The organism is Kitasatospora sp. NPDC058965 (genome assembly GCF_042741245.1).
GTDB lineage: Bacteria > Actinomycetota > Actinomycetes > Streptomycetales > Streptomycetaceae > Kitasatospora.
Map to the genome: position 1 here is coordinate 1 of NZ_JBHYKG010000089.1, position 21,881 is coordinate 21,881.

Here is a 21,881-nt window from a genome sequence, read left to right on the forward strand (position 1 = left end):
GCTGTCGGCCCGTCAGGCCGACAGCCGCCGCATCAGCCGCACGCCCTGGCTCGCCGTCAGGTGCGGCAGGTAGGCCTTGCCGATCACCCGGGTGATGCCGGGCAGCGCGGCCGGGTCGGGGTAGAGCATGTACATCGGCCGGTACTCGGGCTGGAACTTCGCCTTGAAGGCGAGCAGCGAGCGGAAGCCGTAGACGGGTTCCAGGGTCTTGCCCATCCAGTCCAGCATCCGCTGCAGCGTGGTCGGCTCCTGTCCGCGGTCGGCCCGGGCCAGCGGCGCGCCGGAGAGCGAGAGGAACTGCGCGCCCTCCTCCTTGAAGCCGAGCGCCGCCGAGGCGATCAGGAACTCCATCACGCCGCGGAACGGCTGGCGGCCGTCGGCGGCGTCACTGCGCCGGCGCATGAAGTCCAGCGTCCAGCCCACCGGTGCGCCGTCCTGGTACACCGGCATCCAGCTGGTCAGCCCGTGCACCGTGCGGTCCTCGTCGACGGCGACCAGCATCCGCACCGCCGGGTCGGCCAGCTCGTCCAGCCCGCCCAGGGTGAAGCCCATCTCCGGCAGGCCCTTGTCGGCCACCCACTCCTCGGAGATAGACCGGATCTGGTCCCGGATCCCCAGCGGCGCCTGCTGCCAGGTCCACCACTCGGCGGTGATGCCCTCCTTCTTCGCCTTGTTCAGCGCGGTCCTGATGTCCTGCCACTTCTTGCCGGTGAAGGCCAGCTCGGGCAGCGGCACCACGGTGTCCTCGGCCACCTGCAGCGAGCGCCAGCCGAGCGCCTGGCCGGCCCGCTCGGTCTGCGGGGTGACGCTGTAGAAGCAGGGCGTCCAGCCGCGCGCGTCGCAGTACCGGGCGAACCCGGCCACCGCCCGCTCCCGGGCCGTCTCCTCGCCGAACGGGTCGCCGCAGGTCAGCGCGACCGTGGCCATCCCGACCGAGCCGAGCACCCGGTACGGCACCGCCGCCTCGCCGCGCTCGTCGAACCAGTAGTGGTTGCCGTCCCAGGTGGCGATGAACGACAGCGTCGAGCCGCCGTACCGCTCCAGCAGCGCCCGGGCCCGGGCCGCGTCCGCGGCGTCCTCGTGCACCGACGGGCGGCGGAACGCGGCCAGCAGCGCGACCAGCGTCACCGCCCAGAAGAGCAGGCCGCAGTAGGTCTCCAGGGCCTGCGCGGTGCCGCCGGCCGCCACGGGGTAGGTGGGCACCAGCCCGTTGTACGCCGGTGGCAGGTACTCCGACGGCAGCCCCTTGAGCAGGGCCGGCAGCGTGGTGTCCGGCTCGTACTGGTCGCGCACCAGGTAGCCGATGCCCACGTAGGCCAGGCAGGAGGCCAGCAGGGTGGCCCCGATCACCGCGGCCAGTCGGCGCACCACCCGGCTCGGCAGCCGCAGCCCGAACCGCCGCCGGGTGGCCAGCAGCAGCGCCAGCACCAGCACCGGCATCGCCCAGGCCTCGCCGACCAGCTGCCAGACCATGGTCCGCCCGCCCAGGTCGGAGGCCTGGTCCAGCAGCAGCCGCAGCAGCCAGCCGAGCAGGCCGATCCAGAGCAGCTGCACCACCACGGTGGCCCACCAGGCCAGCCGCAGCCCGCGGCGCAGCCCGTCGGCCAGCACCAGCAGCAGGATCGGGACCAGCGCCGCCATCAGCCGGCCGGGCGAGTCGAAGAAGTGCAGCGCCGACCGCAGGTGGGCGCAGTCGTCGGCGGAGACCGAGCAGGCGTAGTCGATGTCCTCCCGGGTCGGCGGGCGGGAGAAGTAGAGGTCGCTGAAGGTGTTGAACGGCCCGAAGGCGTCCTGGTACAGCGAGGCGATCAGCGGACCGATCGCCGAACCGGCCACGCAGAGCGCGACCAGCACCCGGGTCTCGGCGTGCGAGGCCCGGCGCGGGCGCAGCGGCTGCTGCTTCCCGCGCAGCCACAGCGCGCCGACCACCAGCCCGAGGCCGGCCCCGACCACCCGCTGCACGCTCTGCAGGTGGCCGATGTAGAGCATCATCACGGCCGGCACCAGCACCACCAGCAGCTGCAGCCGGCGGCGCCAGAGCGCGCTGAGCCGGAAGCTCAGCGCGCCGGCCAGGGCGAAGACGCCGACCGTGGGCCCCAGCCCGTACTGGTCGTGCAGCCCCAGCGTCCAGGTCTCGCCGACCGCGATGCCCAGCCGCACCAGGCCGGTGCCGATCAGGGTGCCGAGCACCTGGCCGCCGAGCACCAGCGCGATCGCGCGCAGCCGCCCGAGCCGCCGCGAGGCCAGCGGCCCGAGCGCCACCAGCATCAGCGTGTTGACCACGTAGGCGGCGATCCCCGAGCACCAGAACATCGAGCTGACCGGGGTCCACCAGTAGCCGGCCGACAGGCTCTGGATGCCCACCCCGACGTACTTCAGCAGCTCCGGCGGCGGCCCGTGGCCCAGGCTCCCGGTGAGCCCGCCGAGGATCCACAGGGTGAGGATCAGCACCACGGTCATCGGGGCCTGGCGCAGCGCGCCGACCGGCAGCACCAGGGCGCGCAGCACCCGGCGGCCCCGGCCGGGCGGGACCGGGGTGACGGGCGCGTCGGCCGGTTCGGTCTTGGTCGTCATCGGGTCAGTCCTGTCGCGGTGGCCAGCCAGGGCAGCTGGGTGCTGACGCCGGCCCGGAAGACGTTCCAGTCGTGGCCGCCGGGGACGGTGCTCCAGGTCGCCTTCATGCCGGCGGCGAGCGCCGCCTGGTAGACCTTCTGGTTCTGCGGGCCGTACTCGCCGTCGCTCTTGCCGGCGACGAAGGCGGCGTTGGTGTCGGGGAACCGCTGACGGGCCATCACGTGCAGCGGGTCGACCGCGTCGAAGGCGGCCTCGTCGCCGCCGAAGGCCTGGTCCACGGTCTCCTGGTGGCTGCCCAGGGTGGGCTCGTCCTGGCCGGAGATGTCCAGCAGGCTGCCGTAGACCTGGGGTGCGTTGACCCCCAGCTGGATCGAGCAGGTGCCGCCGTAGGAGACGCCGCCGATCGCGGTGGCGCCGCGCCCGGTGGCGGTCTGCAGGTGGGCGTGGATCCAGTCCGGCACGTCCTGGGCCAGGTAGGTCTGCGCCTTGGCGATCTTGGAGTCCATGCAGAGCGTGTTGCCGAAGGTGGAGCCGGCCGCGTCGGCGGCCACCACGATCGGGGCCAGGCCGTGGTGCTGCGCCGCGAAGCGGTCCATGATCCCGGCCAGGTCGCCGGTGGTCACCCAGTCCTCCGGCCCGCCCGGCTGGCCGGAGAGCAGCACCAGCACCGGCAGCAGCGGGCGCGGGTCGGTCTGGTAGGCGGGCGGCAGGTAGACGTAGGCGTCCCGGGCCTGGAAGCCGGACTTGACGCCGGGCAGCGGGGTCTTGGCGACGGTGCCCTTGGCCGGCATCCCCGCCGGCGGGTGCCAGACCTCGGCCAGCACCTTGCCCGGCGGCACCGCCACGGTGGCCTTGGCCTTGCTGGTGCTCAGCGTCGGGGTGTGCTCGAACCAGGGCGCCAGCAGCACCCGCAGGGTCGGGTACTGGTCGTAGATCCGGTTGACCTGCGAGCCGGCCATCAGCAGCACCAGCAGGCCGGCGACCACCGCGGCGAGCCGGCCCCGCCAGGGCAGCGGCGGCAGCCGGAACACCGCCAGCAGCACCCCCAGCACCCCGATCCCGATCCAGAACAGCACCTTGCGCGGCAGCGGGTCGGGGAACGGCTGCCACCAGTCGTCCACCCAGAACCGGATCAGCACCGTGACGGCGGCGGCCAGCACCACGGCGCAGGGCAGCCGCCGGCTCCACCAGTGCCGACTGCTGGAGACGGCCAGGCCGAGCAGCGAGACCAGGCCCAGCACCAGCACCAGCACCGGGATCGCGCCGCGGGTGACCGGCCAGTCCAGCGGTCCCTCGAAGGCCAGGTTCATGCCGTCTCCCGATGCCCCGTCAAGTGGGCGAAGACCACCAGGTTCCCCTGGTAGCCGCTGCCCTTGGTGTACTGCCCGCCGCAGGTGATCAGGCGCAGCTGCGGGTCCGGCGCCCGGCCGTAGACCTTGCGGTCCGGGAAGGCGGAGCGGTCGTAGACGGCCACCGCGTCCACCACGAACCAGGCGGTGGTGCGGTCGGCGCGCAGCACGTCGATCCGGTCGCCGCGGTGCAGCGCGCCCAGGCCGTAGAAGACGGCCGGGCCGCCGGCGGTGTCCACGTGGCCGGCCAGCAGCGCGGTGCCGCGCTGGCCCGGCGCGGTCCCCGCGCGGTACCAGCCGGCCAGGTTGCGCTCGCCGTCCGGCGGGGTGGCCAGGTGGCCCTGCGGGTCCAGACCGACGCCGGTCACCGGGGCGTCCACCCCGATCGCGGGGATCCGCAGCCGCACCGGGTCGGCGGCCGACATCGGGGTGCCGCTGAGTGCTGCGGCGGTGACCCCGTCCTCCGGCGCCTGGTCCGGCGCCGGGGCGGGCGGGCGGTGCCCGCCGGTGCCGTCGTGCACCAGGTGGGCGCCCAGCAGCACGGCGGCGGCCAGCACCACCGCCGATGACCAGGGGCCGCGTTGCCCGCCCACGTCGTTCCCGCTTCCGTTGTGCGCTTCCGGACGGATCACTGCGCCCGTCCAGCCAAACCGGACGCGGCCGCGGGCGCATCGGTTGCGCCGCCGGCCGGGTGAGCGCCCGCGCGCCGCGGTGGGCGGCCGCCGAGCAGCCGCGGCCGGACCAGGAAACCCTCGGCCATCCCGTTGGCCACGGCGATCACCGGCAGCTCGGAGGACTTCTCGTAGAGCACGAACCGCGGCTCCCAGGCGGGCTGGTACTTGGCGTTGGCCCGGTACAGCGACTCCAGCTGCCACCACCGGGACAGGAACCGCAGCACCGCGCGGCACAGCCGCAGCACCGGCCCCGCGCCGAGCTTGCCGCCGGCCTCGAAGACGTAGCGGAACATGGCGAAGTTGAGCGAGACCCGGGTGATCGGCTGCTCGCCCTCCCCCGCGCGCTGCAGCAGTTCGGTGACCAGGAACTCCACCAGGCCGTTCTCGGACTCCCGGTCACGGCGCATCAGGTCCAGCGACAGCCCGTGCGCACCCCACGGGACGAAGCTGAGCAGCGCGCAGGTGCGGTCGTTCTCGTCCCGGCACTCGGCCAGCAGGCAGTCGCCGTCGGCGGGATCGCCGAGCCGGCCCAGCGCCATGGTGTAGCCGCGCTCGGTGCGCCCGTGCCGCCAGGCGTCGGCCAGGTGGACCAACTCGGCCAGCTCGGCCGCCGGGATGTCCCGGTGACGGCGGATCACCGCCCGGTAGCCGGCCTTGCGGACCCGGTTGTGGGCCTGCCGCAGGGTCCGCATCGAGCGGCCCTGCAGGCTGAAGCCGGCCACCTCCACGATCGCCTCGTCACCGAACTCCAGCGCCTTCAGACCGGTGCGCCGGTAGCTGGTGGCGCCCTGCTCGCCGGCGCCGGTGACGGCCGGCACCCAGGCGTTGGCCCGGGCCAGCTCCCGCCACCGCTCGATCGCGCCCGGCCAGGCCTCCGGGTCGCCGATCGGGTCGCCGGAGGCCAGCGCCACCCCGTTGACCACCCGGTAGAGCACCGCCGCCTTGCCGGACGGCGACCAGCAGACCGCCTTGTCCCGGCGCAGCGCGAAGTAGCCGAGCGAGTCGCGGGCGCCGTGCCGCTCCAGCAGTGCGCGCAGCCGCTGCTCGTCCTGCGGCTGCAGCCACACCCGCCCGCGCGGGGAGCGGAAGAAGACCCGCAGCACCAGCAGGAAGAGCGCGGCGCCCAGCACGTTGATCGCCAGGTCGGCCCAGCGGCCCACCGTCACGGTCGGCACCACCTCGCCGAAGCCGGAGGTGGTGAAGAGCCGGATCGCGGCGTACCGCACGCTGTCGTCCCAGTCCGGGGCGGGCGGCGCCGCGCTGGCCCGGATCAGCACCGCGCCCAGGCCGATCACCAGCGCCCCGCCGAGCACCGCGCAGGTGAGCCCGACCAGCACGTTCCCGGGGGCGCCGCGCACCTGGTAGGCGGGCCGGCTGAGCAGCAGGGCGACCAGCAGGGCGAGGGTGAGCGAGGCGGAGACCCAGTTGAACGGGTGCGCGCGGTCCTCCGGCTGGACCAGCAGGGCCAGCCCGAACAGCGCCGCGTACAGCGCCACCACGGTGGTGGCCACGATCCAGGCGGCCCGCTTCTTGCGGCGCATCATCACCGCGAGCAGGGCCGCGAACAGCGCGGCGGTGAAGCCGGCGGTCATCAGCACCGGGGTGAAGAACTCGCCGCTGTTGGCCCGCTCCACCCGCTCGCGGAACGGCGCGATCAACCCGGCCAGCAGGTTGAGCGCGGCCGCGATCCGCAGGTACCACTCGGCCCAGCCGCCGAGCCGCCGGCGCCAGGGGCCCACGGGCGGTGCCGGCCGCACCGCCCCCGCCGCGGCGGGCGCCGGGGCCGCGGGGGCGGCGCTCTCCGCGCCGGTGTCCGGGGCGCCGGCCAGCAGGTTGTAGGCGGCCACCTTGGCGGCGGTGACCCGGCGGTGCAGCCGGGCCTCGCGCCGCTCGGCCCGGGCCATCCGGCGCGGGCGGCTGCGGTACCGCCAGCGGGCCCACGGGCTGCCGGGGCGGGCCAGCCGGACCGCGCCGACCACCGCCAGCAGCGGCAGCATCACGCCGATCAGGCCGGTCCACAGCTTGCCCTTGAGCAGCGTGACGCTGACCAGCGCGAGCAGCACCGCGGCCCCCACGAAGCGCTCGACGGACGGCTTGCCGGCCAGGAAGCCGCCCAGCGGCAGCTCGCCGACCAGCAGCAGCGCGATCACCGCGACCGCGAGGATCACCGCGTCCACCGACTTGCGGCCCTGCTCCTTCCAGTAGACGTCCTCCAGGTGCAGCACCAGGGCGAACTCGTCCAGCACCAGCCCGCAGCCGATCCCGAAGCAGAACGCCAGCAGCTCGCGGGTGTGGCTGGTCAGCCCGTGCACGGTGAACCCGCCCACGCCGGCCACCAGCATCAGGGCCTGGCCGAACACCACGTGGTGGATGTGCAGGCCGCCGGGCGTGACGTTGCCGGGCCACCAGGAGGTGCCGCGGCGGATCATCCGGGTGCTGAACCGGATGAACAGGAAGGCGCTGATCAGACCGACCAGCAGCAGGAAGAGCGGCTGGCGGCCCGGTTCCACGATGCGCGAGTGGTAGGCGTCCACCACCGACTGCCACATTGCTCCGCGCTCCTCCCGCTTCTGTCGTCCAATCAGATGATCTACTGATCTCCGTCGCGAATCGACACGCCGATCGGCTGGTTCTTACGGGCGGAAGGTCACCGCGCTGCCGTCGCGGCGGGCCGCCCCGTGCCATCCTGGAACGCACAAATAGCCCATAACGGACATTCAGCCGACAGTTCGCCACCTCCCCTGCCAGCTCGCGCCGTTGGGCCCCCGTCGCGCCGGCACCGCGCCGACGTTCCCTCCCGGACTCTGGAGAGCTCGCCTTGAACGACGTGCCCGCCGCGCCGACCGCCCCCGCCCAGCCGGACACCCTGTCCCGCCGCAGCCTGCTCGCAGCCGGCGCCGCCACCGCCGCCGCGGTGGCCGCCGGCTGCGCCCCGCGGGGGACCACCGCCACCAGCAAGGCCGACGCCGCCGGGGCGGTCCCGCTGCCCTCCGGCTCCCCGGCCTCGCCCACCCCCGCCAAGCCGCCGGCCACCATGATCGGCGACGGGTCCACCTCGGACACCGGGCCGCAGCCGCACCAGCCGCTGCCCCAGCCGATGGAGCCGGGCCAGCGCCCGCCGCAGTTCGTGGTGTTCTCCTGGGACGGCGCGGGCGAGCTGGACAACAAGCTCTTCACCCGGTTCCGCACCCTGGCCAACGAGCACAACGCCTCGATGACCTTCTTCCTCAGCGGGATCTACACCCTGCCGGAGGACAAGAAGGACCTCTACCGCCCGCCGCAGCACCGGATCGGCGCCTCCGACATCGGCTACCTGGAGGACCGCCACATCCGCGACACGCTCACCCAGATCGGCGCCGCCTGGCTGGACGGCCACGAGATCGGCACCCACTTCAACGGGCACTTCTGCGGGGCCAACGGCGGCGGGCGGTGGTCCCCGGACGACTGGGACAGCGAGATCCAGCAGGCGATGGACTTCGTGATGAACTGGCGCACCAACACCGGCTTCACCGACCTGCCGGCACTGCCCTTCGACTACCGCAAGGAGCTGATCGGCGGCCGCACCCCGTGCCTGGAGGGCCAGCGCGGCCTGCTGCCCACCGCCGCCGCGCGCGGCTGGAAGTACGACAGCAGCGGGCCCGGCGGGCTGCAGGTCTGGCCGCAGAAGATCCAGAACGGCTCGCTGTGGGACATGCCGCTGCAGTCCATCCCGTTCCCCGGGCACTCCTTCCAGGTGCTCTCGATGGACTACAACATCATGTACAACCAGTCCGGCGACAACACCAAGGGCAACCCGGTGATGCAGGACTCCTGGCAGCGGCAGGCCCGGGACTCCTACCTGGCCGGCTTCGACCGCGCCTACACCACCAACCGCGCGCCGATGTACATCGGCAACCACTTCGAGCAGTGGAACGGCGGGATCTACATGAACGCGGTGGAGGAGGTGCTGCGCACCATCGCCGACAAGCCCGAGGTGCGGCTGGTCTCGTTCCGCCAGCTGGTCCAGTGGCTTGAGGTGCAGGACCCTGCGGTGCTGCGCAAGCTGCAGACCCTCGGCCCGGGCGAGTCGCCGGCCGGCGGCTGGGCGGGCTTCCTCGGCACCGGGCGCTAGCGCCCCGGTCCCCATTCGGCGCTACCCCGGGTGAGCGGGCATCACCCCAGGTAGCGGCGGGTTTTCCGGGTCGGGGACGGGCGGGTTGCGGGTGCGGGCCCGGCCCGCCGGCCGTCCCCTGGTTCTCAGGACGCGGTATCGCCTACTTCCTTCGCACGGGGACGACCCCGTGGCCGCGCCCCGTGGAGTCCCAACCATGCGTGCTCGTCACTTCGCCGCCGGCGCCCTGCTCGCCCTGGCCGTGGGCCTGGCCGGGGCCGGCCCCGCCGCCGCCAACCCGGTCGTCATCGAGCCGGACCCGGTCACCCCCGGCAGCCAGTTCGCCGTCTTCGACGGCGGCAACTGCGACAGCGCCGGCGGCACCGCCACCTTCCGCTCGCGCGAGCACGCCGACGGCGACGACATCCCGGCGGTGAAGCTGGGCTCGCTGCGCGGCCTGGTGGGCGCGATCGCCACGGTGCCCGAGCACGCCCGCCCCGGTGTCTACGACGTCACGGTGGAGTGCACCACGGTGACCAGGAGCCGGGTCGCCACCACCTTCACCGTGCACGGCGACCCGGGCCGCGGCGACCACGAGGAGGCCGGCCACCTGACCCCGCAGGGCCCGAGCCACGCCGGCCTCGGCGGCAGCACCGGCGTCGACCTGCCGGAGACGCTGGCCGGGATCACCCTGCTGGGCACCGCCACCGCGGCCGTGGTGCACCACCACCGGCGGCGGCGCGACGTCTGACCGCCGCCGGCCCGACGGGGGATCAGCCGGCCGGGTGCGGGCGGACCCGCCCGGCCAGCGCGGCGCCGACCAGCGCCACCCCCGTCATCACGGCGAAGATCACCGCGAACGCGCCGCGGGCACCGATGCCGGCCGCGGCACCCGCCACCGAGCCGCCGCCCAGCGCCGCGAACAGCACCCCCGCCAGGCCGACCAGCAGCACGTTGCCCAGTGCGTCGGACATCTGCAGCGAGGCCGAGTTGGCCCCGGCCGCCGCCGGCGGGGAGAGCTTCAGCATCAGCACGCTGATGCTGGCGATCGAGACCCCCATGCCGAGCCCGCCGACGGTCCAGGCCACCGCCGCGGTCCAGGTCGGCGCGGCCGGCCAGAGCACCAGTGCGGCACCCGCGATGGCCACCGCGGTCAGCACGAACCCGAGCCGGATCAACCCCTCGCGGTACCGCTCGGCGCCGGGCCGGCCCTGCAGCCAGGAGCCGAACGCCCAGCTGAGCCCGCCGCCGGTGAGGGTCAGCCCGGCCAGGGTCGGCGACAGGTGCCGCTCGGTCACCATCATCAGCGGGATGAACGACTCCGCGGCGATGAACGCCCCGGCCGCCACCCCGCGCAGCAGGATCACCGTGGGCAGCCCGCGCCCGGACCGCAGCGTGCCGGGCGGCAGCAGCCGCAGCACCGCGGGCCCGAGCAGGGCCAGGCCGGCCGCCAGCGGCAGCAGCGCGGGCAGGTCCCGGCGCTCCCCCGCGTACTGCAGCAGCCCCGCCCCGCACGCCGCCATCGCGGCCAGCCCGATCCGGGTGCGGTCGAGCGCCCCGCCAGCGGCCGGCGGCTGCGCGTGCTCGGCCCGGCGCAGCGCCGGGGCCATCACCGCCAGCGGCAGCACCACCAGCGCCGGCACCGCCAGGAACACCCAGCGCCAGCCCAGCTGCTGGGTCACCGTGCCGGAGACCAGCGGCCCGACGATCGAGGGCAGCACCCAGGCCGCCGCGAAGGCCGCGAACACCGCCGGGCGCAGCCGTTCCGGGTAGGCCCGGCCCACCACCACGTACAGCGCGACGATCACCAGCCCGCCGCCCAGGCCCTGGACCGCCCGGCCGCCGACGAAGGTCCACATCCGGTCCGCCGTGCCGGCCACCACCAGGCCCACCGCGAACACCCCGATCCCGCCGAACAGCGGCGCCGTCGGACCGCGCCGGTCGCACCACTCCCCCGCGAGCACCATGGCGAACAGGGTGCTGGTGAAGTACCCGGAGAACGCGAAGGCGTAGAGCCCGAGCCCGTGCAGCTCGCGCGCGGCCACCGGCATCGCGGTGTTCACCGCCGTCGCCTCGAAGGCCAGCAGCAGCACCACCGAGACGATGCCGAGCGTCAGCGCCCGGTACCGCGCCCCGAGCACGCCGCCCTCGTCGGCCTCGGCGGCGGGCAGCAGGGGGGTGGCATCGGTGGTGGTCATGGCTGACATCGTAAGACCCATCAGGCAGTTTGACTCCTGACCTTTGGTCCTAGGACTTCATGCAGCCGTCACATTCGGCCATTGACCGGACCCGCCCGGTGACGCATAAAATCATTCCTGTCAGCCCGACGGAATTCCCGCCCCACCGACCCGGAGAGGAGCCAGTGCCATGACCCGCACCGCCTCCTCCTGGTGTTGTCGCCACCACTGACGCACCGTCAATGGCCATGTGCCCGAGTGGTTCAGGGAACCGTCTGCAAAACGGTTTACACGGGTTCGATTCCCGTCATGGCCTCCACGGAATGTCCGGTCCGCGCATCCGCCGACCGGATTTTCCGCATTCCCGCCGCCGACCGCCGCATTCCGCCGCATTCCCGGCGGCGGGCCCGACGGACCGGGCGGCTCCCGGTCCGCGGGCCGGCGGGAGCCGGGCGGACCCGGGGACCGGCCGGACCTACGCCACCACCGCGTCCTGCGGCTGGATCGGCAGCCGGCCCACCGGCAGACCCGTCGCCGCGCGCACCGCGGCCGCGATCGCCGCCGGGGCGACCACCGCGGGGACGGCACTGACCGCCTTGGCGCCGAAGGTGGCGACCACGTCGCGCTCCTCCAGCAGGGCGGCCACCCGGACCTCGGGGGTGTCCAGCGCGGTGGGCAGGCGGTAGCCGGTCAGCGAGGGGTTGAGCAGCACGCCGCCGCTGGTCCGCAGGTCCTCCAGCAGCGCCGCGCCGATGCCCTGGGCCACGCCCGCCTCGATCCGGTCCTCGATCTGCCCCGGGTTGAGCGCCCGGCCCACGTCCTGGGCCACCGTCACGTCCACCACCCGGACCGCGCCGAGCTCGATGTCCACGTCCACCACCGCGCGCATCACGCAGAACGCGATCGACACGAAGGCGTCGCCCTGGCCCGCCTCGTCCAGCGCCTCGGTCGGGTGCGGGCGGCACTGCGCGGTGGCCCACAGCTCCTTGCCCTCCAGCGCCTCGCCCACCGGCATGCCGAGCACCCCGTCGTACGAGGTGATCTTGCCGTCGGCGATCGAGAGCAGCTCCACCGACATGCCGAAGTCGGCCGCGATCGGGGCCAGCAGCTGGTGGCGGACCATCAGCGCGGCCTTCTCCACCGCACCGCCGGAGACCCAGGTGTGCCGCCCGCGGGCCGCGGGACCGGCGATCGACTGGTCGCTGTCCACCGGCGCGACGTACACCTCGGCCACCCCGAGCACCGACTGCACGATCTGCCGGGCGAGCGTGGCGAAGCCCTGACCGGCGTCCACCGCCGCGCAGATCACGGTGGCGCTGCCACCGCTGATCCGCACCGTCGCGGTGGCGACCTCGTCCGCGCCCTCCGCGCCGAGCATGTGGCACATGCCGAGCGCGTAGCCGATCCCGCGCCGCACCGCGGACGGGTCGCCGGCGCCGCCCGGGCCGCCGGGCAGCAGCCAGTCGGTGTCCGGCTCGTCCAGCGGCAGCGCGGGCAGCGGCACCTCGGCCACCGCGTCCAGCAGCGCGGCCACCGGGGCGGGGCAGGTGACGGCCTGTCCGGTCGGCAGCCCGTCACCGGTGGCCAGCGCGTTGCGCCGGCGGATCTCCAACGGGTCCAGGCCCAGCCGGGCCGCGAGCAGGTCCAGCTGCGACTCGTGCGCGAAGCAGGACTGCAGCGCCCCCTCGCCGCGCATCCGGCCGGCCGGCGGGTTGTTGGTGCGCACGGCCCAGGCGTCCACCGCGACGTTCGGGCAGACGTAGGGGCCCACCGCGAAGGCGGTGGCGGCGGCCAGCGCCTCGGCCGACACCTCGGCGTAGGCGCCACCGTCCAGCAGGATCTGCGCCTCCACCTTGACCAGCTTGCCCTGGGCGTCGGCGTGGTGGCGGTACCTCAGCAGCGCGGGGTGCCGGGCGGCGTGCGCGTGGAACGACTCCTCGCGGGTCAGCGTCATCTTCACCGGCCGCCCGGTGCGCAGCGCCAGCAGCGCCAGGGTGACCTGGAAGGAGAGGTCCTCGCGGTCCGCCGTGGCACCGGGCACGCCGGTCACCACCAGCCGCACCCGGTCCACGTCCAGGCCCAGCCGGGCGGCCACCGCGTCCCGGTCGCCGTGCGGGTCGGTGGAGGACAGGTGCAGCTCGACCCCGCCGTCCGGGCGCGGCACCGCCAGGCCCGCCTCGGCACCGATCGGCGCCGGGTCCTGCCGGCCCACCTGGTAGAGGCCCTCGACCACCACCTCGCCGACCACCTCCTGGTCGCCGTGGCGCAGCGGCAGGTGGCGCAGCAGGTTGCCGTTGGGGTGCAGCGCCGGGCCGGTGAACGCCTGCTCGGGGTCGGTCAGCGGCTCCAGCAGCTCGTAGTCGACCACGATCGCGGCGGCCGCCAGCCGGGCGGTGTCCGGGTGGTCGGCGGCCACCGCGGCCACCGGCTCGCCGTGGTGGCGGACCAGCCCGTCGGCCAGCACCGGCCGCTCCCCGGCCGCGGCGGGGGCGGGCAGGTCGGCGGCGGTCACCACCGCGTGCACCCCGGGGATCGCCAGGGCGGCCGAGGTGTCGACCGCCCGGATCCGGGCGTGCGGGTGCGGCGAGCGCAGCACCGCGCCCCACAGCAGGCCCTCGGCCCACAGGTCGGCGGCGTACGGGTAGATGCCCAGGGCCTTGGGCAGCGCGTCGGTGCGCAGCGGGGAGGTGCCCAGGCCGAACGGCGTGGCGGGTGCCTCGGGCGCGGGTGCGTCGGTGGTCATGCGTGGTCGTCCTCGGCCGGGCTGGGGGTGGTCTCGTAGACCGTGCCGTCGAAGGGCGTGGGCTGGGCCGGGACGCCGTGCGCGGGCGTGCCGGGGTAGCCGATGCCCTCGTAGGCCGTGCCAGGGTAGGGGGCCGCGGCGTACGGGCCGGCGGCGTACGGCGGGGCCGCCGGGTACGCGGTGCCGTGGCTGGGGGTGCCCTCGTACGCGGTGCCGTGCGCGGGCGTCGGCTCGTACGGGGTGCCCGGTGCGGGCGTGCCGTCGAACGGGGCGCTGGTGCCGTGGGTCGGGGTCGGCTCGTAGCCCGCTCCGTCGTAGGAGGTGCCCGGGCCGTAGCCGTAGGCCGTGGGGTCGTAGCCCTGCGCCGGGATCACCCCGACGCCCGTGCCGGCGGCGGTGACGCCCGGGTGCTCGTCGGCGCTGATCCAGCCCTCGTCGAAGACCGGCACCTCGCCGGCGGGGGCCGTCCCGGTCCAGGCGTCCTGGTAGACCGGCAGTTCCTCCGGCTGCTCCTCGGCGGGCGTCGGCACGGCGGCCGGCTCGGCCGAACCCTCCGCCGCGGCCGCCCCGGCCGCCTCGGCGGCCGCCTGCTCCGCGGCCTGCTCGGCCGCCAGCACCGTCGCCGCCCGCTGGTCGGCCACCGTCTGGACCGCCGCCAGCGCGCTGCGGTACCCGGTGCACCGGCACAGGTTGCCGCACAGCGCCTGCCGGGCCTCCACCTCGCTGGGGCGGTGGTTGCGCTGCAGCAGGTCGTGCACCGCCATCGCCATCCCCGGCGTGCAGTAGCCGCACTGCACCGCGCCGGACTCGGCCAGCGCCTGCTGGACGTCGCTGGCCGCACCGCCGGCCGACAGGCCCTCCACGGTGCTGATCTCGCAGTCGGCGGCCAGCGCCGCCGGGACCAGGCAGCCGGCCACCAACTGGCCGTCCACCTGCACCGAGCAGGCCCCGCACTCGCCCTGCTCGCAGCCGTTCTTGGCGCCGGCCAGCCCGAGCCGCTCGCGCAGCACGTACAGCAGGCTCTCCCCGATCCAGGCGTCGGCCACCGGCCGCTCGAAGCCGTTCACCCGCAGGACGTAGGAGGTGGTCGGACGCGGGTCCCCCGACGGAGCGGGGTGGTTCGTCGACGCGGTCGTCAGGTCCGCGATCTGCTCGGCCGTCACTTCAGTGCCCTTCCCAGTGCCCGGCGGGCCAGCACCGCCACGGTACGCCGTAGTGCCGTGGCCGCCGGCGTCGGCCCCTCGCCGATCGGCGCCGCCATCGGGTCGGCGCCGTAGCCGTCCGGCACGCAGGCGCTCGCCACGTACTCGCCGAAGGCGGCCGCGGCGGCCGGGTCGATGGTGCGCGCGCCCTCCTCGCCGCGGGCCGACCAGTCGATGCAGCCGGCCACCCAGGCCTCGGCCTCCAACGGGCGCAGCGGGACCGGCGCGACCGCGCCGACCGCGCAGCGCACCCCGCGCCGGGCCGGGTCGAGCACCACCGCCACCGAGGCGGTGGCGCGGGCCGGGCCGCTGCGTCCGGTGGCCTTGAGGAAGACCTGCGGGGCGTGCAGCAGCGGCACCCGCACCCAGGTGAGCAACTCGCCCGGGCGGATCGGGTCGTGACCGGTGAGCAGGTGGCTGACCGGCACCTCGCGGGTACCGCCGACCCGGGCCAGGGTCACCACGGCCTCCAGCGCGGCCAGCACCGGCAGGGTGTCGCCGACCGCCGCGTTGGTGGCGATGTTGCCGCCCAGGGTGCCGACGTTGCGGGTCTGCGGCGGGCCGGCGGTGCGCGCGGCGTCGGCCAGCGCGGGGATCAGCGCGGCGAAGTCGGGGCGGTCCATCCGGGCCAGGGTCAGGCCGGCGCCCAGCACGGCGGTACCGCCGTCCTCGTAGCGCCAGCCGCGCAGTTCGGTGATCCGCCCCAGGCCGAGCAGCGCGGCCGGGCGCAGCCGGCCGGCGTTGACCGCCTCCATCAGGTCGGTGCCGCCGGCCACCGGGACGGCGGCGGGCGAGGCCCCGAGCGCCTCGACGGCCTCGTCGAGGGAGGTCGGCAGCATGATCGTCCGGTTCACCTGGATCCCACCGTGCTCCACTCTCCTGGGCCGCGCTCAGCCGTTGTGACCGACCACCGGGCCGGCCGGGTCCGTCGGCGCCGCGCACTCGCGGCACCGCCCGTAGCGTACGGGCGATGGGCGGCCGAACAGAAGCAGCCCACCGGGTCGGGCAACTCTGGCACATCGCGCACGGTGATCGCCGTCGGGGTACAGGACGATCCGGTCACTTTTTGGGCACATCCCCCCGGAAAGTGACCGGATGTTCACCTGTTCTTGACGCCCGTGCCGGGCGAAAGGTTCCAGAACGATCGATCCCCGGTTCAGCGCGCCGGCGGCGGCCCGTCGATCGGCCGGCCGACCACGCCGGGCCGGCGCTGCCAGGGGTGCGGACCGGCCGGCGGCCGGTAGGCCACGCCGAGCGCGTCCAACCGCGGGTAATGGCCCGCCATCCGGGCCGCGAAGCCGGCGTAGTCGCGCCGCTCGGGGTCGGTCGGCAGGTCGGACCAGGCCACCTCGGCGAAGGCGGCCAGCCGCGGGAAGGCCCGGTAGTCGACGTCCCGGGCGTCGTCCATGAACTCCGTCCACAGGTTCGCCTGGGTGCCGATCACCTGACGGGCACTCACCGGATCCAGCGACGGCGGCACCGGCTCGAACCGGTACACGTCCTCCAGGGTGCGCACGAAGCCGACCGGGATCGGCTCGTCCGGCCCGTCGGCCTGCCGGTGGTCCAGGTAGACGTGCTGCTCCGGGCACATCACCACCTGGTGCCCGGCCCGCGCCGCCGCGATCCCGCCGGCGAAGCCGCGCCAGGAGGAGACCGCGGCCCCCTTGGCGAGCCCGCCCTCCAGGATCTCGTCCCAGCCGATCAGCCGGCGCCCGCGCTCGGCCAGCCACCGGTCGAAGTGCTGGATGATCCAGCTCTGCAGCTCGTCCTCGTCGGCCAGCGCCAGCTCCCCGATCCGGGCCTGCGCGGCGGCGCTGGCCCGCCACTGCTCCTTGGGGCACTCGTCCCCGCCCAGGTGGACGAACTCCGAGGGGAAGACCGCCAGCAGCTCCTCCAGCACCCCCTCGAAGAAGGCCAGCGTGGCGTCGGCGGCGTTCAGCACGTTCGGGCTGACGCCCCAGTCGGTCCACACGCCCAGCGCCGCGGTGTCCACCACGTCGGTGTTGCCGAGCTCGGGGTAGGCGGCGATGGCGGCCTGGGTGTGGCCGGGCAGGTCGATCTCGGGGACCACGGTGATGCCCCGGTCCGCCGCGTAGGCGACCAGCTCGCGCAGGTCGTCCTGGGTGTAGTAGCCGCCGTGCGGGCGGTCGTCGCGGCGCTCGGCGGCGCGGTAGCCGACCATCGAGCGCTCCCGCCAGGCGCCCGCCCCGGTGAGCCGCGGGTAGCGCTTGACCTCGAACCGCCAGCCCTGGTCGTCGGTCAGGTGCAGGTGCAGCACGTTGAGCTTGTGCGCGGCCAGCAGGTCCACGTAGCGCAGCAGGTCGGCCTTGGGCAGGAAGTGCCGGGCCACGTCGAGCAGCACCCCGCGCCAGCCGAACCGCGGCCGGTCGTGGACCTCGCCCTGGGGCAGCGACCAGTCGGCGCCGGCCACCGGGGCGCACCGGAAGGCGGCCGGGCCGAGCAGCTGGCGCACCGTCTCCACCGCCCACTGCGCGCCCGCCGCGGAGCCCGCGGTGATCCGCACCCGCTCGGCGTCCACCACGATCCGGTACTCCTCGGGCGCCAACCCGCCGTCCAGCGCCAGCGCGACCACCGGGTCCGCCGACCAGCGCAGCGGCAGGCCGCCGGCGGCGCCCAGCCGCGCGCGCAGCCAGGCCTCGGCGCGCTCGGTGCCGGGACCGCCGCCCAGCGTGGTCGCGGCGTCCAGTCGCAGCCGGGCGGACGGGTCGAAGCGGACGGACAACGGCGCGGGGATCAGGTCCATGCGGACCATCCTGCCCCGCGCCGACCCCAGTGGCATAGACCACTGGGGGGAAGATCGAACGGCTACTCGCCGCCGCCGTTGTCGCCGCCCTTGTCGCCACCGCCGCCGATGCCGTCGTAGATCTCCTTGCACATCGGGCAGACCGGGTACTTCTTCGGGTCCCGCCCGGGCACCCAGACCTTGCCGCAGAGCGCCACCACGGGGGACCCGGAGAGCGCACTCTCCATGATCTTGTCCTTCTGGACGTAGTGCGCGAAGCGCTCGTGGTCACCGTCGCCGTTGGACACCTGCGGGACGGGCTCGACCAGGGTGCCGGTACCGAGGCCGCGCTCGGGCTCAAGAGTGCTCATGGGCGCCAAGTCTATGGGGGTGGCGCGCGAAACGGACCCCCGTGACCGGTGCGGCGCCCACAGTGACCGGCCGCAGAGTGTCAACTCCGCCCCTTGTCGCCTGTCAAACGGTTTGACACCATCAGTCAAGCCAATGCCCGCCGCTGCCACCGGCAGCCTGCCCCGGGAGGGGCTGCAGATGACGACACGGAACGTACTCATCACGGGGGGCTCGGCCGGAATCGGACGTGCCTGCGTGGAACGCTTCGCCCGGGCCGGGGACAACGTCTGGTTCACCTACCGGCTGGGCGCCGACCGCGCCGCCGAGCTGGTCGACCACGCCGCCCGCCACCATCCGGGCGAGGTCCGCGCCTTCCCGTTCGACCAGGGCGACTGGGCCGACCACCGGCGGCTGCTGGACGAGCTCCCCGGTGAGGTCGACGTGCTGGTGAACAACGCCGCGGTCGGCTCCGCCACGGTGGCCCGCTACGCCGGCCCGGGCCAGCACGAGCGGGACGAGGCGATGCTGCGGATCAACGCGCTGGGCCCGCTCTGGCTGATCCGGGAGCTGCTGCCGCAGCTGCTCGACCAGGGCCACGGAAAGATCGTCAACGTCTCCAGCGTCGGCGGCGGGGTCGCCCAGTTCCCCGGCTTCCGGCTGGCCGACGGCATGAGCAAGGCCGCCCTGGGCCACCTCACCAAACAGCTCGCGGCCGAGCTGGCGCACCAGCCGGTGGAGGTCTTCGCGGTCTGCCCGGGCGCGGTGGAGACCGGCATGTTCGAGGCCAGCACGCTCGACCCGCTCGCCCCCGCCGCCCGGGCCGAGCTGCTGCACCGGCTGCCGCGCGGCCGGCTGATCGACCCGGCCGAGGTGGCCGCGCTGATCTTCTGGCTGGCCGGCCCGGAGGCCACCCTGCTGCACGGCGCGGTGATCGACGCCTCGATGGGCCTGGGCGTCCACCCCGGCCTGCTGACCGGCCAGGACCGCTGACGCCCCCAGGAGAGGAACCGATGGTCTCCCGCACCGCGGCGGCGCTGGCCGCCGCCAGCCCCGCCATCGCCGAGGCCCACTTCCGGGCCGAGGCCACCCCCTATCACCCGATCGAGCGGCCGGACGGCTACCTCAACCTGGGCACCGCCGAGAACCGGCTGCTCGGCGACCTGCTCACCGCCTGGGCGGCCGAGCTGCCCCCGGTCACCGAGCAGGAGACGCGCTACGCCCCGCTGCACGGCACCGCGCTGCTGCGCGAACGGATCGCCGCCCTGCTGACCGGGACCTACGGGGCGCCGGTCGATCCCGAGCACCTGGTGCTGGTCAGCGGGGCCAGTGCCGCGCTGGACGTGATCGCCAGCGTGCTCTGCGACCCGGGCGAGGCGATCGTGCTGCCCGCCCCGTACTACGGCGCCTTCGACACCGACCTCGGCGGCCGCTCCGGCGCCCGGCTGGTCCCGGCCCCGCTGCGGTCCGGGACGGGCTTCGCGCTGGAGCTGGAACCGATCGACCGGGCCCTGCGGCTCGCCGCCCGGGCCGGCGCCACCGTCCGGGCGATCGCGCTGGCCACCCCGGCCAACCCGCTGGGCCTGGTCCACCCGGCCGACCTGCTGCGCGACCTGGTCGAGCTGGCCGCCGCGCACCGGGTGCACCTGATCGGCGACCAGATCTACGCCCACTCGGTCTTCGGCAGCCGTCCGTTCACCGCGCTGGAGGCGGTCGGCGGCGAGCGGGTGCACACCGTCTGGGGCTTCGCCAAGGACTTCGGCCTGCCCGGCTTCAAGGCCGGGGTGCTGCACAGCACCGACCCCGAGGTGCTGGCCGCGGCCCGTGCGCTGGCCTACTTCGCCCCGGTCTCCACCGGCACCCAGGCGGTGCTGGCCCGGCTGCTCGCCGACCCGGTGCGCACCGCCGCCTTCCTGGCCGAGAACCGCCGCCGGCTGGCCGCCTCCTGCGCGGCCGCGGCGGCGCAGTTGGCCCGGCACGGCATCGGCCACCTGCCCGCCGAGGCCGGCTGCTCGCTCTGGATCGACCTGCGCCCGATGCTGCCGGCCCCCGGCTTCGCGGGCGAGCAGGAGCTGTGGCGCACCGTCGCCGACCGGCTGCGGGTCAACATCCTGCCCGGCGCGGCCTTCCACAGCCCCGAGCCGGGCTGGTTCCGGCTCTGCCACCCGCTGGACGCCGGCCTGGTGGCCGAGGCGGTGGCCCGGCTGGGCACGCTGCCCCGGCGCACCGGGGCGGCCGCAGCGGAGGGCAGCCCGCGATGAGCACCGCACCCGGCCCGCTGGACCGCTGGTACCAGCACGCGGGCGTGCGCACGGGAGTGCGCCGGATGTTCCACGAGGGCGCCGAGCAGGGGCTGGTCTTCTTCCCCGAGGCCCTGGTGCCGCACCTGGCCCACCCCGCGGTGGCCGGGCTCGACCCCGCCCGGCGCCGCGAGCTGACGGTGCGCCACCTCTACCAGTTCCTGCTCTCCACCACGCACCTGGAGACCCGGGTGGTGAACTCCGCCGCCGAGCGGATCGCCAACGGCCGCACCGGCCTCGACCTGGCCGGCGGGCTCCGCGAGGACGCCTTCAAGATCTACTGCGACGAGGGCTACCACGCGCTGTACAGCCTGGACCTGGCCCGCCAGATCTCCGGTGCCACCGGCATCGCGATCCCCGACTGGGACTACGGCGGCTTCGTCGCCCAGCTGCGGCGGGCGGCCCGCGGCCCGCTGCCGGACCAGCCGGTGCTGGCCGGCCTGCTGCAGGCGGTGGTCTTCGAGACGCTGATCACCGCGGTCCTCAACGAGCTGCCGAACGACCCGACCGTGGTCGCGCCGGTCCGCGACCTGATGCGCGACCACGCCCGCGACGAGGGCCGCCACCACCGCTTCTTCGCCGCCTTCTTCACCGAGCTGTGGGCCGGCCTGGCGCCGCCGGAGCGCCGCGCCGCCGCCCTGGCCCTGCCCGAGCTGATCCACGCCGCGCTCAGCTGGGACCTGGACCCGGTGGCCGACTCGCTGCGGCTGGCCGGCCTGGACCGGGACACCGCCCGGGCGGTGCTCGCCGACTGCTACCGCCCCGCGGCCGGCGCCCGGCGGCTCTCCGAGATCTCCCGGTCGACGCTGCGCCTGTGCGCCTCGGTCGGGGCGTTCGACCTGCCCGGTGTCCGCGAGGCCTTCGCCGCCCGCGGGCTCGACGAACTGGACGACCTGTCGTGACCACTCGCCTGATAGCCACCGACACCCCCACCTACGCCGGCTACCTGCGCCTGGACCTGCTGCTCGCCCTGCAGTCCCCGCTCGGCCCGCCCGCCGGCACCGACGAGCACCTGTTCATCGCCGTGCACCAAGTGCACGAGCTCTGGTTCCAGCTGCTGCTGCGCGACCTGACCGCGGCCCGGGACCGGATGCTGGCCGGCGAGCCGCGGGCGGCCCGCCTGGCCCTGCAGCGCTGCCGGGAGATCGAACGGGCGCTGATGGGCACGATCGAGCTGCTGGACACCATGAGCCCGCAGGCGTTCCTCGGCTTCCGCCCGGCCCTGGGCACCGCGAGCGGCGCCCAGTCCGCCCAGTTCCACGAGGTCGAGCTGCTCTCCGGACCGGCCTCGCCCGAACGGGTGGCGCACCTGGACTGGCTGACCCGGGCCGAGCGCGGGCGGCTGGACCAGCGGCTGCTCGAACCGACGCTGTGGGACGCCTTCCTCACCGCGCTGGCGCTCGGCGGCCACCCGGTGATGACGGCCGACGAGCGGCGCGCCGCGCTGGCCGCGGTGCAGGCCGACCCGGCCGGGCAGGAGCTGGCCGAGCTGGCCGAGGCGCTGGTCGACCACGACCAGGCCTGGTCGCTCTGGCGGGCCCGGCACGTGCTGGTGGTGGAGCGGCAGATCGGCCGCCGGCCCGGCACCGGGGGCAGCTCCGGGGCCGACCACCTGGCCGCCCGCGCCCGGGCCCGGTTCTACCCGGAGCTGTGGGAGTTCCGCAGCACCTCGTGACCCGCC

The 21,881-nt window shown here is 75.0% G+C and carries 16 protein-coding genes and 1 tRNA gene; 7 read left to right on the forward strand and 10 right to left on the reverse strand.

The annotated features are described in order from the left end of the window. Positions 1–12: 12 nt before the first annotated feature. Genes ACFW1A_RS17120 through ACFW1A_RS17135 form a run of 4 tightly spaced genes read right to left on the reverse strand, consistent with a single transcriptional unit; the run spans position 13 to position 7,146 of the window. Complete coding sequence (locus ACFW1A_RS17120) at positions 13–2,574, reverse strand: rhomboid family intramembrane serine protease (protein ID WP_380409820.1); 2,562 nt, start codon at positions 2,572–2,574, stop codon at positions 13–15. Next, the gene (locus tag ACFW1A_RS17125; RefSeq protein WP_380409822.1) at positions 2,571–3,884 is read right to left on the reverse strand and encodes an alpha/beta hydrolase; all 1,314 of its coding nucleotides are present in this window, start codon (positions 3,882–3,884) and stop codon (positions 2,571–2,573) included. Before ACFW1A_RS17125 ends, ACFW1A_RS17120 begins: the two co-directional genes overlap by 4 nt. Further along, positions 3,881–4,555 (reverse strand): class F sortase, encoded by a 675-nt coding sequence (locus tag ACFW1A_RS17130; RefSeq protein ID WP_380409824.1) that lies wholly within the window; start codon positions 4,553–4,555, stop codon positions 3,881–3,883. Before ACFW1A_RS17130 ends, ACFW1A_RS17125 begins: the two co-directional genes overlap by 4 nt. Beyond that, on the reverse strand, positions 4,552–7,146 hold the full coding sequence (locus ACFW1A_RS17135) for a phosphatidylglycerol lysyltransferase domain-containing protein (RefSeq protein WP_380409825.1): 2,595 nt from the start codon (positions 7,144–7,146) through the stop codon (positions 4,552–4,554). The genes ACFW1A_RS17130 and ACFW1A_RS17135 overlap by 4 nt, the downstream gene beginning before the upstream one ends. A 269-nt stretch (positions 7,147–7,415) precedes the next feature. On the opposite strand from ACFW1A_RS17135, the gene ACFW1A_RS17140 reads away from it, so the two are divergent. Together ACFW1A_RS17140 and ACFW1A_RS17145 are read left to right on the forward strand one after the other, a co-directional pair. Then, positions 7,416–8,708 (forward strand): hypothetical protein, encoded by a 1,293-nt coding sequence (locus tag ACFW1A_RS17140; RefSeq protein ID WP_380409827.1) that lies wholly within the window; start codon positions 7,416–7,418, stop codon positions 8,706–8,708. A gap of 196 nt (positions 8,709–8,904) precedes the next feature. Continuing rightward, complete coding sequence (locus tag ACFW1A_RS17145; protein ID WP_380409829.1) at positions 8,905–9,438, forward strand: hypothetical protein; 534 nt, start codon at positions 8,905–8,907, stop codon at positions 9,436–9,438. A 22-nt stretch (positions 9,439–9,460) separates the two neighbouring features. Here the strand turns inward: ACFW1A_RS17145 and ACFW1A_RS17150 are convergent, their stop codons facing one another. Continuing rightward, the gene (locus tag ACFW1A_RS17150; protein WP_380409831.1) at positions 9,461–10,885 is read right to left on the reverse strand and encodes an MFS transporter; all 1,425 of its coding nucleotides are present in this window, start codon (positions 10,883–10,885) and stop codon (positions 9,461–9,463) included. A 223-nt stretch (positions 10,886–11,108) separates the two neighbouring features. On the opposite strand from ACFW1A_RS17150, the gene ACFW1A_RS17155 reads away from it, so the two are divergent. Next, positions 11,109–11,183, forward strand: a tRNA-Cys gene (locus ACFW1A_RS17155). A 156-nt stretch (positions 11,184–11,339) separates the two neighbouring features. Here ACFW1A_RS17155 and ACFW1A_RS17160 read toward each other — a convergent pair. The 5 genes from ACFW1A_RS17160 to ACFW1A_RS17180 all read right to left on the reverse strand — a co-directional run bounded on the left by ACFW1A_RS17160 (position 11,340) and on the right by ACFW1A_RS17180 (position 17,923). Next, complete coding sequence (locus ACFW1A_RS17160) at positions 11,340–13,607, reverse strand: xanthine dehydrogenase family protein molybdopterin-binding subunit (RefSeq protein ID WP_380409833.1); 2,268 nt, start codon at positions 13,605–13,607, stop codon at positions 11,340–11,342. After that, positions 13,604–14,770, reverse strand: a complete 1,167-nt coding sequence (locus tag ACFW1A_RS17165; protein ID WP_380409835.1) for a (2Fe-2S)-binding protein — start codon at positions 14,768–14,770, stop codon at positions 13,604–13,606. Before ACFW1A_RS17165 ends, ACFW1A_RS17160 begins: the two co-directional genes overlap by 4 nt. Further along, positions 14,767–15,648, reverse strand: a complete 882-nt coding sequence (locus ACFW1A_RS17170; RefSeq protein ID WP_380409861.1) for an FAD binding domain-containing protein — start codon at positions 15,646–15,648, stop codon at positions 14,767–14,769. Before ACFW1A_RS17170 ends, ACFW1A_RS17165 begins: the two co-directional genes overlap by 4 nt. A gap of 317 nt (positions 15,649–15,965) precedes the next feature. Then, complete coding sequence (locus ACFW1A_RS17175; protein ID WP_380409837.1) at positions 15,966–17,573, reverse strand: beta-N-acetylhexosaminidase; 1,608 nt, start codon at positions 17,571–17,573, stop codon at positions 15,966–15,968. Positions 17,574–17,635: 62 nt separating this feature from the next. Beyond that, on the reverse strand, positions 17,636–17,923 hold the full coding sequence (locus ACFW1A_RS17180) for a DUF3039 domain-containing protein (protein ID WP_380409839.1): 288 nt from the start codon (positions 17,921–17,923) through the stop codon (positions 17,636–17,638). 178 nt (positions 17,924–18,101) lie between these two features. On the opposite strand from ACFW1A_RS17180, the gene ACFW1A_RS17185 reads away from it, so the two are divergent. From ACFW1A_RS17185 to ACFW1A_RS17200, 4 genes are read left to right on the forward strand one after another with little or no spacing between them, the layout of a single operon-like run. Continuing rightward, a complete protein-coding gene (locus ACFW1A_RS17185; protein WP_380409841.1) occupies positions 18,102–18,893 on the forward strand; it encodes an SDR family NAD(P)-dependent oxidoreductase in 792 nt (263 codons plus the stop codon). Positions 18,894–18,913: 20 nt separating this feature from the next. Then, complete coding sequence (locus ACFW1A_RS17190; RefSeq protein ID WP_380409843.1) at positions 18,914–20,161, forward strand: aminotransferase class I/II-fold pyridoxal phosphate-dependent enzyme; 1,248 nt, start codon at positions 18,914–18,916, stop codon at positions 20,159–20,161. After that, entirely contained in the window at positions 20,158–21,102 is a 945-nt protein-coding gene (locus ACFW1A_RS17195; protein WP_380409845.1) for a diiron oxygenase, read from the forward strand. Before ACFW1A_RS17190 ends, ACFW1A_RS17195 begins: the two co-directional genes overlap by 4 nt. After that, the gene (locus ACFW1A_RS17200; RefSeq protein ID WP_380409847.1) at positions 21,099–21,875 is read left to right on the forward strand and encodes a tryptophan 2,3-dioxygenase family protein; all 777 of its coding nucleotides are present in this window, start codon (positions 21,099–21,101) and stop codon (positions 21,873–21,875) included. The genes ACFW1A_RS17195 and ACFW1A_RS17200 overlap by 4 nt, the downstream gene beginning before the upstream one ends. The last annotated feature ends 6 nt before the right edge of the window (positions 21,876–21,881 follow it).

Excerpts from the sequence above, each read along its gene's own strand:
- ACFW1A_RS17120 (WP_380409820.1), bottom strand. The coding sequence starts at position 2,574 with ATGACGACCAAGACCGAACCGGCCGACGCGCCCGTCACCCCGGTCCCG.
- ACFW1A_RS17125 (WP_380409822.1), bottom strand. The coding sequence starts at position 3,884 with ATGAACCTGGCCTTCGAGGGACCGCTGGACTGGCCGGTCACCCGCGGC.
- ACFW1A_RS17135 (WP_380409825.1), bottom strand. The coding sequence starts at position 7,146 with ATGTGGCAGTCGGTGGTGGACGCCTACCACTCGCGCATCGTGGAACCG.
- ACFW1A_RS17145 (WP_380409829.1), top strand. The coding sequence starts at position 8,905 with ATGCGTGCTCGTCACTTCGCCGCCGGCGCCCTGCTCGCCCTGGCCGTG.
- ACFW1A_RS17150 (WP_380409831.1), bottom strand. The coding sequence starts at position 10,885 with ATGACCACCACCGATGCCACCCCCCTGCTGCCCGCCGCCGAGGCCGAC.
- ACFW1A_RS17160 (WP_380409833.1), bottom strand. The coding sequence starts at position 13,607 with ATGACCACCGACGCACCCGCGCCCGAGGCACCCGCCACGCCGTTCGGC.
- ACFW1A_RS17170 (WP_380409861.1), bottom strand. The coding sequence starts at position 15,648 with ATGCTGCCGACCTCCCTCGACGAGGCCGTCGAGGCGCTCGGGGCCTCG.
- ACFW1A_RS17175 (WP_380409837.1), bottom strand. The coding sequence starts at position 17,573 with ATGGACCTGATCCCCGCGCCGTTGTCCGTCCGCTTCGACCCGTCCGCC.
- ACFW1A_RS17180 (WP_380409839.1), bottom strand. The coding sequence starts at position 17,923 with ATGAGCACTCTTGAGCCCGAGCGCGGCCTCGGTACCGGCACCCTGGTC.
- ACFW1A_RS17185 (WP_380409841.1), top strand. The coding sequence starts at position 18,102 with ATGACGACACGGAACGTACTCATCACGGGGGGCTCGGCCGGAATCGGA.
- ACFW1A_RS17190 (WP_380409843.1), top strand. The coding sequence starts at position 18,914 with ATGGTCTCCCGCACCGCGGCGGCGCTGGCCGCCGCCAGCCCCGCCATC.
- ACFW1A_RS17195 (WP_380409845.1), top strand. The coding sequence starts at position 20,158 with ATGAGCACCGCACCCGGCCCGCTGGACCGCTGGTACCAGCACGCGGGC.